General features: G+C 50.2%; 11 protein-coding genes and 1 tRNA gene. 5 read left to right on the forward strand and 7 right to left on the reverse strand.

Annotated elements, in window-relative coordinates; genetic code table 11:
• Window positions 1-29 precede the first annotated feature (29 nt).
• Window positions 30-677, reverse strand: a complete 648-nt coding sequence (narP, locus tag ACJHW7_RS05835) for a nitrate/nitrite response regulator protein NarP (RefSeq protein ID WP_001301754.1) — start codon at window positions 675-677, stop codon at window positions 30-32.
• Between the two features lie 319 nt (window positions 678-996).
• Here narP and yejO point away from each other — a divergent pair, with 319 nt between their 5' ends.
• Window positions 997-3,588 carry an autotransporter YejO gene (gene yejO, locus ACJHW7_RS05840; protein WP_021556989.1) on the forward strand — a complete coding sequence of 864 codons (2,592 nt, stop codon included), beginning with the start codon at window positions 997-999 and terminating at the stop codon, window positions 3,586-3,588.
• Between the two features lie 100 nt (window positions 3,589-3,688).
• On the opposite strand, the gene ACJHW7_RS05845 is transcribed toward yejO, so the two are convergent.
• The 3 genes from ACJHW7_RS05845 to ACJHW7_RS05855 all read right to left on the reverse strand — a co-directional run bounded on the left by ACJHW7_RS05845 (window position 3,689) and on the right by ACJHW7_RS05855 (window position 5,847).
• Window positions 3,689-3,765 (reverse strand) — tRNA-Pro (locus ACJHW7_RS05845).
• A 74-nt stretch (window positions 3,766-3,839) separates the two neighbouring features.
• Complete coding sequence (gene yejM / locus ACJHW7_RS05850; RefSeq protein WP_000256166.1) at window positions 3,840-5,600, reverse strand: LPS biosynthesis-modulating metalloenzyme YejM; 1,761 nt, start codon at window positions 5,598-5,600, stop codon at window positions 3,840-3,842.
• 19 nt (window positions 5,601-5,619) lie between these two features.
• Window positions 5,620-5,847 (reverse strand): YejL family protein, encoded by a 228-nt coding sequence (locus ACJHW7_RS05855; RefSeq protein WP_001135667.1) that lies wholly within the window; start codon window positions 5,845-5,847, stop codon window positions 5,620-5,622.
• Window positions 5,848-6,028: 181 nt separating this feature from the next.
• Here ACJHW7_RS05855 and yejK point away from each other — a divergent pair, with 181 nt between their 5' ends.
• Window positions 6,029-7,036: a nucleoid-associated protein YejK gene (gene yejK, locus ACJHW7_RS05860; RefSeq protein WP_000050789.1), complete on the forward strand. Its 1,008-nt coding sequence runs from the start codon at window positions 6,029-6,031 to the stop codon at window positions 7,034-7,036.
• 138 nt (window positions 7,037-7,174) lie between these two features.
• Here the strand turns inward: yejK and rplY are convergent, their stop codons facing one another.
• Together rplY and ACJHW7_RS05870 are read right to left on the reverse strand one after the other, a co-directional pair.
• Window positions 7,175-7,459, reverse strand: a complete 285-nt coding sequence (gene rplY, locus ACJHW7_RS05865) for a 50S ribosomal protein L25 (RefSeq protein WP_000494183.1) — start codon at window positions 7,457-7,459, stop codon at window positions 7,175-7,177.
• A 124-nt stretch (window positions 7,460-7,583) separates the two neighbouring features.
• Window positions 7,584-9,344 carry a DEAD/DEAH box helicase gene (locus ACJHW7_RS05870; protein ID WP_000578056.1) on the reverse strand — a complete coding sequence of 587 codons (1,761 nt, stop codon included), beginning with the start codon at window positions 9,342-9,344 and terminating at the stop codon, window positions 7,584-7,586.
• A 149-nt stretch (window positions 9,345-9,493) separates the two neighbouring features.
• On the opposite strand from ACJHW7_RS05870, the gene rsuA reads away from it, so the two are divergent.
• The 3 genes from rsuA (at window position 9,494) to ACJHW7_RS05885 (ending at window position 12,084) form a co-directional block, all read left to right on the forward strand.
• Window positions 9,494-10,189 (forward strand): 16S rRNA pseudouridine(516) synthase RsuA, encoded by a 696-nt coding sequence (rsuA, locus tag ACJHW7_RS05875; protein ID WP_001234850.1) that lies wholly within the window; start codon window positions 9,494-9,496, stop codon window positions 10,187-10,189.
• A gap of 27 nt (window positions 10,190-10,216) precedes the next feature.
• A complete protein-coding gene (bcr, locus tag ACJHW7_RS05880) occupies window positions 10,217-11,407 on the forward strand; it encodes a multidrug efflux MFS transporter Bcr (RefSeq protein ID WP_000213385.1) in 1,191 nt (396 codons plus the stop codon).
• A 332-nt stretch (window positions 11,408-11,739) separates the two neighbouring features.
• Window positions 11,740-12,084, forward strand: coding sequence for a YejG family protein (locus ACJHW7_RS05885; RefSeq protein WP_000202798.1), 345 nt, complete (start codon window positions 11,740-11,742; stop codon window positions 12,082-12,084).
• Between the two features lie 3 nt (window positions 12,085-12,087).
• Here ACJHW7_RS05885 and yejF read toward each other — a convergent pair whose 3' ends face one another.
• Complete coding sequence (yejF, locus tag ACJHW7_RS05890) at window positions 12,088-13,677, reverse strand: microcin C ABC transporter ATP-binding protein YejF (RefSeq protein WP_040234831.1); 1,590 nt, start codon at window positions 13,675-13,677, stop codon at window positions 12,088-12,090.

Raw genomic sequence — 13,677 nt, forward strand, 5'->3', positions numbered from 1 at the left:
AGCCCGATGATAAATCCATCGGGCTATTTTTATTGTGCCCCGCGTTGTTGCAGGAACAGAATGGTGGCTGCCACGCGTGAGCGGACATTGAGTTTGCGCAGCAGATTGCGAATATGTACTTTTACTGTCTGCTCGGAAATATTCAACACCGAGGCAATCTGTTTATTTGACAGCCCCTGTGCCAGCTCGTGCAGAACATCCAGCTCGCGCTCCGTCAGCACGCTGAAGGGATCTTCTTCCGCGCCAAACATTTCACGTTCATGTAAGTACTGATTGACGCGTTCGCTAAAGACTTTGCTGCCTTTCGCTCCGGCACGAATCGCTTCCAGCAAAACTTCCGGGTCGCTGTCTTTCAACAGATAACCGTCTGCGCCTGCGTCTATCAGCGCAAAGACATCGCTGGAGGCATCTGATACGGTCAGGATAATAATTTGCGCGGTAACGCCATCCCTGCGCAAGGCATTGAGGGTATCCAGGCCACTCATACCTTTCATATTGAGATCCAGCAAGATCACGTCGATATCCAGTCTATTAGCCAGATCGATCGCGCTCGCGCCGTCGCCTGCTTCGGCGACCACTTCAAAGCCAGGATCAAGCTCCAGTAACTGACGAACACCGCGTCGCATAAGTGGATGATCATCCACAATCATCACCTGAAAAGGCGTTGCTTCAGGCATAGTAGTCTCCTGAGGTTTTATTAGAATCATTATGTTTGAGCGTAGCGTTGGTATCGCTACCAGGCGCGTGAATGTTACCCCATTTTATGTATGGACATGTAGTGAAAACTACAACCTTGTCGTTCGTTTTGGCATCATTTTCATTATAAAGACGGAATTTTGCATCAGCTTCTCATCAAGAAAAACAACTAAAAAATCAATCACAATACTTGTGCATTTCTTTAAACAGTTTTTAAAAACTGATTCCGGGTATGGAGCTATGGGTATTTTCTGTACCCAATGCTTTTAACAGCAATTAATTTCATAGGATGAAAGCTCAATGCATCAATCTGGTTCTGTTTCTCTTTGTCGTTCCGCAATATCTGTTCTGGTGGCTACAGCGTTATATTCACCCATAGCATTGGCATCAACAGTTGAGTATGGTGAGACAGTTGATGGTGTTGTCCTGGAAAAAGATATCCAGCTGGTTTATGGGACCGCCAATAATACGAAAATCAATCCTGGCGGAGAACAGCATATTAAAGAATTTGGTATAAGTAGTAATACTGAAATTAACGGCGGGTATCAGTACATTGAAATGAATGGCACCGCAGAATACTCCGTATTAAATGATGGTTATCAAATTGTTCAAATGGGTGGCGCGGCAAACCAGACTACCCTCAATAATGGTGTGCTACAGGTTTATGGCGCAGCGAATGATCCCACGATTAAAGGCGGGCGCTTAATCGTTGAAAAAGATGGGATTACCGTCCTTGCCGCTATCGAAAAGGGAGGATTACTGGAGGTTAAAGAGGGGGGATTAGCGATTGCGGTAGATCAGAAAGCAGGCGGTGCTATTAAAGCAACCACGCGGGTCATGGAGGTATTCGGAACAAACCGTCTCGGTCAGTTCGATATCAAGAATGGAATTGCAAACAATATGCTGTTGGAAAACGGCGGAAGTTTGCGAGTTGAAGAAAATGACTTCGCTTATAATACTACTGTAGATAGTGGCGGCTTACTGGAGGTTATGGATGGCGGGACTGCAACTGGCGTTGATAAAAAAGCAGGCGGAAAATTAATTGTCTCAACGAATGCGCTGGAAGTGAGTGGTACAAACAGTAAAGGCCAATTTAGTATAAAAGATGGTGTGTCAAAAAATTATGAACTGGATGATGGTTCCGGGCTTATTGTTATGGAGGACACGCAGGCCATTGACACTATCCTTGATGAGCATGCCACTATGCAATCGCTGGGAAAGGATACTGGTACGAGAGTGCAGGCAAATGCGGTATATGATCTCGGTCGATCAGATCAGAATGGAAGTATAACGTATTCCTCTAAAGCCATCTCTGAAAATATGGTTATCAACAATGGCCGCGCTAACGTCTGGGCTGGCACAATGGTTAACGTTTCAGTCAGAGGGAATGATGGCATTCTTGAGGTCATGAAGCCGCAAATAAATTATGCACCCGCAATGTTGGTGGGTAAGGTAGTGGTTTCTGAGGGCGCTTCTTTTAGAACGCATGGTGCCGTGGATACCAGCAAAGCGGACGTTTCGCTCGAAAATAGCGTATGGACCATCATTGCCGATATCACTACGACGAACCAAAACACCCTCCTCAACTTAGCCAACCTTGCGATGTCTGACGCAAATGTGATTATGATGGATGAGCCAGTGACTCGTTCATCAGTGACGGCAAGTGCGGAAAATTTCATTACGTTGACCACCAATACCCTGTCGGGAAACGGCAATTTTTATATGCGTACCGATATGGCTAATCATCAGAGCGATCAGCTCAACGTCACCGGTCAGGCAACAGGTGATTTCAAAATATTCGTGACGGACACCGGTGCCAGCCCGGCAGCAGGAGATAGCCTTACACTGGTAACAACGGGCGGCGGTGATGCTGCATTTACGTTGGGCAATGCCGGAGGCGTTGTTGATATCGGTACGTATGAATATACCTTGCTGGATAATGGTAACCATAGCTGGAGTCTGGCAGAGAATCGCGCGCAAATTACCCCTTCAACCACTGATGTGCTGAATATGGCGGCCGCACAACCGCTGGTATTTGATGCAGAACTGGACACCGTGCGTGAGCGTCTTGGTAGCGTAAAAGGCGTTAGTTACGATACGGCGATGTGGAGTTCGGCAATTAACACCCGCAACAACGTGACCACTGATGCGGGAGCTGGTTTTGAGCAAACATTGACGGGCCTGACGCTCGGTATCGATAGCCGTTTCTCCCGTGAAGAAAGCAGCACAATTCGCGGCTTGTTCTTTGGTTACTCTCATTCTGATATTGGTTTTGATCGCGGCGGAAAAGGTAATATCGATAGCTATACCCTGGGGGCTTATGCCGGTTGGGAGCATCAGAACGGTGCCTATGTTGATGGGGTGGTGAAAGTTGACCGTTTTGCCAACACCATCCATGGCAAGATGAGTAATGGGACAACAGCGTTTGGCGATTACAATAGTAACGGCGCGGGTGCTCATGTTGAGAGCGGGTTCCGTTGGGTTGACGGATTGTGGAGTGTTAGACCCTATCTGGCCTTTACCGGCTTTACCACAGATGGTCAGGACTACACGTTATCAAACGGCATGCGCGCGGACGTGGGAAATACCCGGATATTACGCGCTGAAGCGGGAACGGCGGTAAGCTATCACATGGACCTGCAAAACGGTACGACGCTGGAACCCTGGCTGAAAGCCGCCGTACGTCAGGAATACGCCGATTCTAACCAGGTGAAAGTTAATGACGATGGCAAATTTAATAATGATGTGGCTGGAACCCGTGGCGTTTATCAGGCTGGGATAAGGTCATCGTTTACCCCGACGTTAAGCGGTCATTTGTCAGTCAGCTATGGCAATGGCGCAGGGGTAGAATCGCCGTGGAATACTCAGGCGGGTGTGGTCTGGACGTTCTGATAACAGAAAATAAACAGGCTGTGATGTGTCACGGTCTGTTTATCGAATTAATTGCAGATATAAAAAAACCAACCGTAAGGGTTGGTTTTTTTGGGATTTTTGGTCGGCACGAGAGGATTTGAACCTCCGACCCCCGACACCCCATGACGGTGCGCTACCAGGCTGCGCTACGTGCCGACTCGTGGCTGTTAATACTACCGTTTTCCACACCGATTGCAAGTAAGATATTTCGCTAACTGATTTATAATTAATCAGTTAGCGATAAAACGCTTCTCGTCTGTCAGTACTTGCAATAACAAACTTAACTGTGGTTTTTCATCTTTCACTCTTTCACCACGTAAGTTGTAAGTGCGGTATTTACCGTTATTGTTCAGCACCAGCGTCTTTTTCGGGGTGGTAATTGCCAGCGTATCGTTATCCGCTGCGGTAACCCAGTAATGACGGCGTTGAGGGTTGAACAAATCCTGACCTTGCGAATATTCGCTGGCAGGTGTGCTGACATGTAGCAGGCGTTGCATCAGCGTCGTCATCAGATCGGTATGATCAGTCAGCGCATTAATACGCTGCGCCGGCGTGCCTGGCCAGTGAATCACTAATGGCACCTGCAGATGACCGTGGGACCAGTCAAAGGTTTCTTCCTCTTCGCTCAGTGGAATACCCCGACCGGCAGTGATAATCACCACCGTGTTGTCCAGTTTGCCAGAATCACGCAGTGCATTGAGCACGCGGTTGATCTGGTCATCGACATTGCCTGCCGCCCGGCTATATTTCCGTGCAAATGCCTGCTGATTGCTGTCGTCAATGTTAGTGCCATTGAAAGAGACCCACGAGAACCAGCGGTTATCTTCTTGTGCGTAGCGGCCCAGCCAGTTGATCCACTGCGTGGCGGTCTGCTCGTCGGATTGGGTGCGTACGCTCGGCATCGAGAAATCTGACAACAATGCCTGGCGATACAGCGGGCTGGTAAAGCCATCTGATGAGAATAACCCCAGCTGATAGCCTTGCTGATTAAGCGCAGTAATTAATGCCGCAGGCGTACGGGTCGACAGAATGCCGTCCATATAGCTCGGCGAGATGCCATAGAACAGGCCAAAGATGCCGTTGTCTGTAGTGTTGCCGGAGCTCATATGGCGCGTAAACGAAATATTTTGCTCAGCAAAACCTGCCAGCGCAGGCATCTGCTTCTCGAAGCGTGAGTAGTTCAGGCCATCGACAGTAATCAACAGCACATTCTGCCCAGTGCCCATATCGCGATAGCGCAGTTCGCTTAACGGATACTGAACGGAAACGGCGTCTGGATTACCTTGCTCAATAAGACGGCGTTGATACTCCTGCGCATCAAGCAGGCCATGCTTCTCAAGAAAACGTCGCGCCGTCATCGGGTACGAAAGCGGCAGGTTAGCGCGCTGCATGGTGATCGGGCGATAGAAGTTGGCATCGGCCCAGATATACACCACATGCGAGGCGATAAAGGCGATAAATAAGAATGCGGCCAGCGGGCGCGCGAAGCGCCGACGACGCGTCAGGCTGCGCAGCTTTTGCCAGCTCCACGTCGCAAACACCAGTTCAAGCAATAAAATAACCGGCACGCTGATGAACATCAGCTGCCAGTCGCGCGCCATCTCATTTTCGTCTGGGTTGATAACCAGTTGCCAGACGATGGGATTAAGATGGAGATGGAAACGAGTAAAGACTTCGCTATCGATCAGTAATAGCGTCATTCCCGCCGTTGCCAGAATGACGGACAAAAACCTCATCAGCCTCTGGGAGCCGACGATAAAGGTCAGCGGGAAGAGGATCAGCAAGTAGGCGGCGAACACCAGGAAGCTGAAATGGCCGATAATGCTTACGTAGGAATAAATGCGACCAGCAAGCGTGGTCGGCCAGTCGGCGATAAACAGGTAACGGCTGCCAATGACGAGCGAAAGCAGAATATTGAACAGTGCAAACCAGTGCCCCCAACTGACCATCTGGGAGACTTTTTCACGGTAGCGCTGACGATGAGTTACCATAACCTGTTATCTGTTTCCCTTAGTGCGCTTTGTCTTCGTTGATAGAGGACTGTAAGGCGCGGGCAAAAGAGTTGGCAATTGCCTGGCGTTGGGCCGGGGCAATGCTGGTGTTGATAAGGTTAGTGACCATGTTGCCTAACACCATCAGGGAAAGGTCGGTCGGAGCCTTATGTTTTTCCAGTACGTTGAGCAGCTCTGCGAGCAATTGTTCAACCTGTTCATCACTGTAGCGGGAAATTTGTGGCATAAATCGAAATCAGTTAGTTGATGAAAGGGCAACATATTACCGTAGCAACGGTTTTTTTTCTGCTTTTTTATGCGTTAAATCATTCTCGTTACGCCGCCTTCTGTAAAATGACCGCCATCTTTTATTGCGTCGCTTAACCGGCGGTGGTTGAATACCGCCCGGTCTTAAAGGAGAGTTTATCATGAGTCTGGATATCAACCAGATTGCTCTGCACCAGCTTATCAAGCGTGATGAGCAGAACCTTGAGCTGGTGTTGCGCGATTCATTGCTGGAACCGACAGAAACCGTCGTTGAGATGGTGGCAGAACTGCATCGGGTCTATAGCGCCAAAAATAAAGCTTACGGCTTGTTTAGCGAAGAGAGTGAACTGGCGCAGACGCTGCGCTTACAGCGTCAGGGTGAAGAGGACTTTCTGGCATTTAGCCGCGCGGCAACCGGTCGCCTGCGTGACGAATTAGCGAAATATCCTTTTGCTGACGGTGGATTCGTGCTGTTTTGCCACTATCGCTATCTGGCGGTGGAGTATTTGCTGGTGGCAGTTCTGAGCAACCTGAGCAGTATGCGCGTTAACGAAAATCTCGACATCAACCCAACCCATTATCTTGATATCAATCATGCGGATATTGTTGCGCGTATCGATTTAACCGAATGGGAAACCAATCCAGAGTCCACCCGCTATCTCACTTTCCTGAAAGGGAGAGTAGGGCGCAAAGTGGCGGATTTCTTTATGGATTTCCTCGGGGCCAGCGAAGGTTTAAACGCGAAAGCGCAAAACCGTGGGCTGTTGCAAGCGGTTGATGATTTCACTGCCGAAGCACAACTGGATAAAGCAGAGCGACAGAACGTGCGCCAGCAGGTTTATAGCTACTGTAATGAGCAGCTGCAGGCAGGCGAAGAGATCGAACTGGAATCGCTGTCGAAAGAGCTGGCAGGCGTAAGCGAAGTGAGCTTCACGGAGTTTGCGGCTGAAAAAGGCTACGAACTGGAAGAGAGCTTCCCGGCAGACCGTAGCACACTGCGTCAGTTGACGAAGTTTGCCGGTAGCGGCGGTGGCTTGACTATTAACTTTGATGCGATGCTGTTAGGTGAACGCATCTTCTGGGATCCAGCAACCGATACCTTGACCATTAAAGGCACGCCGCCGAATTTGCGCGACCAATTGCAGCGCCGGACGTCCGGCGGCAATTAATCGGTTTTGTGTTCTGAATGCCAGATGCGGCGTGAACGCCTTATCTGGCCTGCAAAAAATAGCAATACCGTAATCAGGCATAATCTGCAGATACAAAAAACCCCGCCGGTGCGGGGTTTTTTACAACTTATTCAGCAATTAAGCGCGAACGAAGTCGATGTGCTGCAGCTTCGGTTTGTACGGGTGACGCTGTACGTCCTGAGCTTTAACTTTGATTTCTTTACCGTCAACAACGATGGTCAGAACTTCGCTGTAGAATTCAGCTTTAGCTTGCATGTTCATGACTTTGTCGTGATCCAGCTCGATAGCCAGCGGTGCTTCTTTGCCACCGTAGATGATTGCCGGGAACTTGTTAGCGGCACGCAGGCGGCGGCTCGCACCCTTACCCTGCTCTTTACGTACTTCTGCGTTGATAGTAAACATTTCTTTCTCTCTTAAATTAATCCTGCTACAGGCGACCCAGCAACAGGTAAGTGATCTGCTTTGCGTATGCAAAAGCGGGCGAGATTCTATACTCAATCGCCTTATACATCAATCAAAACTACCATTAACCGCGTAATTCGTGCGCCCGACGAAAACGACCTTCGTAATCGAACACTTTTTCACGCACTTGCCAGTACTGACCTTTCATGCGGGCAACGACAAAATCCGGGTGTCGCAATAAGGCTTGCTGGGCGAGGATATCGGCGGCGGTGATCCAGCGCAGAGGGATGCCCGGTGTGCGCGTATGCGGGCGGATAAAAAGCTGCTCGAAAGCAGTTCGCTGGGCGGGCGTTTGCAGACGGAAACGCTCACTCACATCCGCGCCGTCTTCATCGTAATAGGTGATTTTCAACCATTCGCCTTTCTCGTCGTGCCCATGCTGCAAAGACATGCCGCTACAGCGTAATACCAGCGCATCTTTCAGTCGTAGCGCCGCTTTTAACATATCATCCGGATCAACCAGTACCGTGTCACATTCGCGGCAGCGGCGAGCGGCAATATCATTTTCTGCGTTACATTGCGGGCAATTTTTAAAACGGAAACGGAAGTCACACTGTTCGCGATGACCGTCGTCATCTTCAAACCATCCCTGACAGCGGCGACCAAAGTGTTCAATCAATGTCCCGTCGGCGGTCGTTTTCCCCCAAAAGGTGTTGGCAAAACCGCAGGCAGGGCAGAAAACCTGTACCGGAACGTTGTCACTTTTGCCTTTCGGTGTACCAACTTCCGGCGCGTAGAGATCGTGAGGATTACCCGCATAATCAAGAATTAAACAATCAGTCTTGCCCGGAGCGAGACGCAGACCGCGCCCGACAATTTGTTGGTAAAGACTCACTGATTCGGTAGGGCGCAGAATGGCGATAAGATCGACGTGCGGGGCGTCAAATCCGGTGGTCAGTACCGCGACGTTGACCAGATAGCGAAAACGCTGGGCTTTAAAATCTTCAATTAACACATCGCGCTCAGCGCCGGGGGTGTCGCCAGTAATCAGTGCAGCATCTTCGGCGGGTAGTAATCCCACAATCTCTTTTGCGTGTTCAACGGTGGCGGCGAAAATCATCACCCCTTTGCGCGTTGCAGCAAACTCCATAATCTGGCTGATGATGTGCGGGGTAATACGTTGTTGTTTTTTTAGCTCGCGGTTGAGATCGGCTTCGCTGAACAGCCCATTACTCTGTGCCTGCAAGCGGCTGAAATCGTATTGCACTACTGGCATATCCAGTCGTTCTGGCGGCGTCAGATAGCCGTGTTTAATCATATAACGCAGCGGCAGTTCATAAATGCAGTCACGGAAAAGGGCTTTCTCATCGCCGCGTACCATGCCGTGATAATGGAACTGGTAGATCCAGCCTTTGCCCAGTCGAAAAGGCGTGGCAGTCAGCCCCAGCAGGCGTAAGTGGGGATTCACTTTTGTCAGGTGAGTGAGGATTTGCTGATACTGGCTCTCTTCATCGTCACCAATACGGTGACATTCATCGACAATCAACAGCGAAAATTCACCCTGAAAGGCATCAAGATTACGGGCGACCGACTGCACACTGCCAAATACCACTTTACCGTGGCTCTCTTTGCGCTTTAGCCCGGCGGCAAAAATATCGGCTTCCAGTCCCAGTGCCTGATATTTTGCATGGTTTTGCGCCACCAGTTCTTTAACGTGTGCCAGCACCAGCACGCGACCACGAGCCAGCCGTGCCAGTTCCGCTATCACCAGGCTTTTACCTGCGCCGGTGGGCAGCACGATAACGGCAGGGGTTTTATGACGACGAAAATGGTTGAGCGTGGCATCCACGGCTTCTTGCTGATATGGGCGAAGTGTAAAAATCATGGTCTCGCGTAGGTAGATTATTCTGCTAATAGTATGCCACGGATCTTTTTCCCTTGAGGGATGTTATTAGACCGCTATACTGGGCAGACAACAGTTCAGATTTTCGGGTCATTACCCGACCTCCGTTTTTTACAGGCAAAATCACACACATGCGACTTGATAAATTTATCGCACAGCAACTCGGTGTTAGCCGTGCTATTGCCGGGCGTGAAATCCGCGGCAATCGTGTCACCGTTGATGGCGAAATCGTCCGTAATGCAGCGTTCAAACTGCTTCCTGAACATGATGTCGCTTACGATGGCAACCCGCTGGCGCAGCAACACGGTCCACGTTACTTCATGCTCAATAAGCCTCAGGGCTATGTTTGCTCCACGGACGACCCTGATCACCCAACGGTGCTCTATTTTCTTGATGAACCAGTGGCGTGGAAACTGCACGCCGCAGGGCGGCTGGATATCGATACCACCGGTCTGGTGCTGATGACTGATGATGGTCAGTGGTCGCACCGCATTACTTCTCCGCGCCATCATTGCGAGAAGACCTATCTGGTGACGCTGGAATCACCCGTAGCTGACGATACGGCAGAGCAATTTGCTAAAGGCGTGCAGCTGCATAACGAAAAAGATCTCACTAAGCCGGCGGTGCTGGAAGTGATTACCCCAACGCAGGTTCGTCTGACCATCAGCGAAGGGCGTTATCATCAGGTGAAACGCATGTTCGCCGCTGTGGGTAACCATGTGGTTGAGCTGCATCGTGAACGTATTGGCGGCATTACGCTGGATGCTGATTTAGCCCCCGGTGAATATCGTCCGTTAACTGAAGAAGAAATTGCCAGCGTCGTCTAACTTTTCAATGACTTTCAGGAGCCCGTTGTGACCACCCGACAGCATTCGTCGTTTGCTATTGTTTTTATCCTTGGCCTGCTGGCCATGTTGATGCCGCTGTCGATTGATATGTATCTGCCCGCGCTACCGGTAATTTCAGCGCAGTTTGGCGTACCGGCGGGCAGTACGCAGATGACCCTCAGTACTTATATTCTGGGCTTTGCGTTGGGGCAGTTAATCTACGGGCCGATGGCAGACAGCTTCGGGCGTAAGCCGGTGGTTCTTGGCGGTACGCTGGTGTTTGCCGCCGCCGCGGTGGCGTGTGCGTTGGCACAAACCATCGATCAGCTGATTGTGATGCGTTTCTTCCACGGGCTGGCGGCGGCTGCGGCCAGCGTGGTTATCAACGCTTTGATGCGTGATATCTACCCGAAAGAAGAGTTCTCGCGGATGATGTCGTTTGTCATGCTGGTGACAACCATTGCACCGCTGATGGCACCGATAGTTGGCGGCTGGGTGCTGGTGTGGCTGAGCTGGCATTACATCTTCTGGATCCTCGCCGTGGCGGCGATTCTGGCTTCGGCAATGATCTTCTTTCTGATCAAAGAAACCTTACCACCGGAGCGTCGCCAGCCTTTTCACATTCGTACCACTATTGGTAACTTTGCGGCGCTGTTCCGTCATAAGCGTGTCCTGAGTTATATGCTGGCCAGTGGTTTCAGCTTTGCCGGGATGTTCTCGTTCTTAAGCGCCGGACCGTTTGTCTACATTGAAATTAACCACGTCGCGCCGGAAAACTTTGGTTATTACTTTGCACTAAACATTGTTTTCCTGTTCGTGATGACCATTTTTAACAGCCGCTTCGTCCGCCGCATTGGCGCGTTAAATATGTTCCGCTCGGGGTTGTGGATACAATTTATTATGGCAGCGTGGATGGTCATCAGTGCGCTGCTGGGGCTGGGATTTTGGTCGCTGGTGGTTGGCGTTGCGGCGTTTGTGGGCTGCGTGTCGATGGTGTCATCCAATGCGATGGCGGTCATTCTTGATGAGTTTCCCCATATGGCGGGAACGGCATCTTCGCTGGCAGGAACCTTCCGTTTTGGCATAGGGGCAATTGTTGGCGCATTGCTTTCTCTTGCGACCTTTAACTCTGCATGGCCGATGATTTGGTCAATTGCATTCTGCGCAACCAGCTCCATTCTCTTCTGTCTGTACGCCAGTCGGCCGAAAAAACGGTGATCTATTGCACAACGAGGAAGCTAAAAGGCTTCCTTTGTTGATGCATGTCAACCACAAATCTATCATTCCCCCGATATATGTTTATTTTATGTAAAATCAATTTATGTAAAAAGTCACATCATTGTAGTTAAAAAGGTTGAGTTAGATCGCAGAAACGGGTACATATAGCCCCGCAAACGTGACCACGCCCGCAGATATTACTTAAATCAGAGCCATAGAGGCCACGCAGGCGAGGCATCAATCTTTACGATCTGTATAAAGACGGATTGTTGATGATGTGTTAAAATTGATGTAAACAAATTGTGAAGTAAATGTACTTCCGGGGAAAATAAGTGACTTCATTACAACTCTCAATCGTCCATCGACTGCCGCAGAACTATCGCTGGTCTGCTGGTTTCGCAGGTTCGAAGGTTGAACCGATTCCGCAAAATGGACCGTGCGGTGACAACAGCCTGGTGGCGCTTAAATTGCTTAGCCCGGATGGTGATAATGCATGGTCGGTGATGTACAAACTAAGCCAGGCGTTAAGCGACATCGAAGTTCCATGTTCGGTGCTGGAGTGTGAAGGTGAGCCGTGCCTGTTTGTAAATCGCCAGGACGAGTTTGCTGCAACATGCCGATTGAAAAATTTTGGTGTGGCAATTGCCGAACCCTTTTCAAACTACAATCCTTTTTAAGCGTCAGCTCAACGCCAGTAGCCGACGCGTATACTCCTGCTGCGGTGTGGCAAACACGCGCGCGCACGGTCCTTGTTCCACTACTTCCCCTTGTCGCAGTACGATAACCTGATGACATAACGCGCGGACAACGTGCAAATCATGGCTGATAAACAAATAGGCCAGTTGATGCTTTTGTTGCAATGATTTCAGTAACGTCAATATTTGCGCCTGTACCGTTTTGTCGAGTGATGATGTCGGTTCATCAAGTATGATCAGCGAGGGCTTAAGAATTAATGCCCTGGCAATCGCAATACGTTGTCGCTGACCACCAGAGAACTCCGCCGGATAACGGTGGCGTGTTTCAGGATCTAATCCCACTTCATGCATCACGGCTATCACTTGTTGTTCGCGTTGTGCGGCAGAAAGCGTCGGCTGGTGAACCCGTAAGCCTTCCTCAATAATCTGCAAAACGTTGAGTCGTGGGTTGAGCGAGGAGTTTGGATCCTGAAATACCACCTGAATGCGATGACGAATAGGTAACAGCTGGCGGCGATTTAAATTTTGCAGTGGCTGACCGTCAAAGATGATGCTGCCCTGAGAATTAATCAGTCGCAGCAGCGCCAGTCCCGTCGTGCTTTTCCCGGAACCGGACTCGCCCACTAAACCCAGTGTTTCACCCGCCCGTAGCGTAAAACTGATGTTTTTCACCACCACATTATGATCCACAATGCGCTTCAAAATCCCTTTGCGAATGGGGAAGGCAACCTGAAGCTGTTCAACATCCAGCAACGTTGAGGCAGGTTCTGGCAACGGCACTGGATCGCCTGACGGTTCACTGTTGAGTAGCTTTTGTGTGTAAGGATGAGTGGGTGAGGCAAATAGCGTAGCGGCGTAATTTTGCTCGACACAGCGACCGTTTTGCATTACCGCCACGCGGTGGGCCAGTTTTCTGACAATGCTGAGGTTATGAGTAATAAACAGCATGCCCATATTCAACTCGCCTTGCAGTTCGCGCAACAGCTGTAAAATCTGCGCCTGGACAGAGACGTCCAGTGCGGTGGTCGGTTCATCGGCAATTAATAATTCCGGTCGCGTTAACAGCGCCATCGCAATCATCACCCGCTGGCGTTCGCCGCCGGAGAGCTGATGCGGATAATCTGTCAGCCGTTTTGCCGCCTGGCGGATACCAACGCGATCAAGGCAGTTAAGAATTTCGCCACGAGCCGCTTCCCGACGCATCCCGCGGTGGAGTGAAAGCACTTCATAAAGCTGTTTTTCCAGGGTATGCAATGGATTTAACGACACCATCGGCTCTTGAAAAATCATGGCGATCTTATTACCACGTACGCCGCGCAACGTTTGATCGCTGGCATGAAGCAGCGATTCGCCATGAAAACGAATATCGCCGGAGAGATATTCAACCGGCGGGGAAGGGAGCAGGCGTAAAATTGACAGCGCGGTAACGCTTTTGCCTGAACCAGACTCACCCACCAGCGCCAGCGTTTCGCCAGCCTCAATCTGTAGTGAAACATCATTTACTACTGTACGTACGGTTTGCTGATGGCGAAAACCCACCGACAAATTTTCAATCGCTAACAGAGTTTGCGTCAT

Source organism: Escherichia sp. WS1152 (assembly GCF_046487665.1).
GTDB classification, from domain to species: Bacteria; Pseudomonadota; Gammaproteobacteria; order Enterobacterales; family Enterobacteriaceae; genus Escherichia; species Escherichia coli.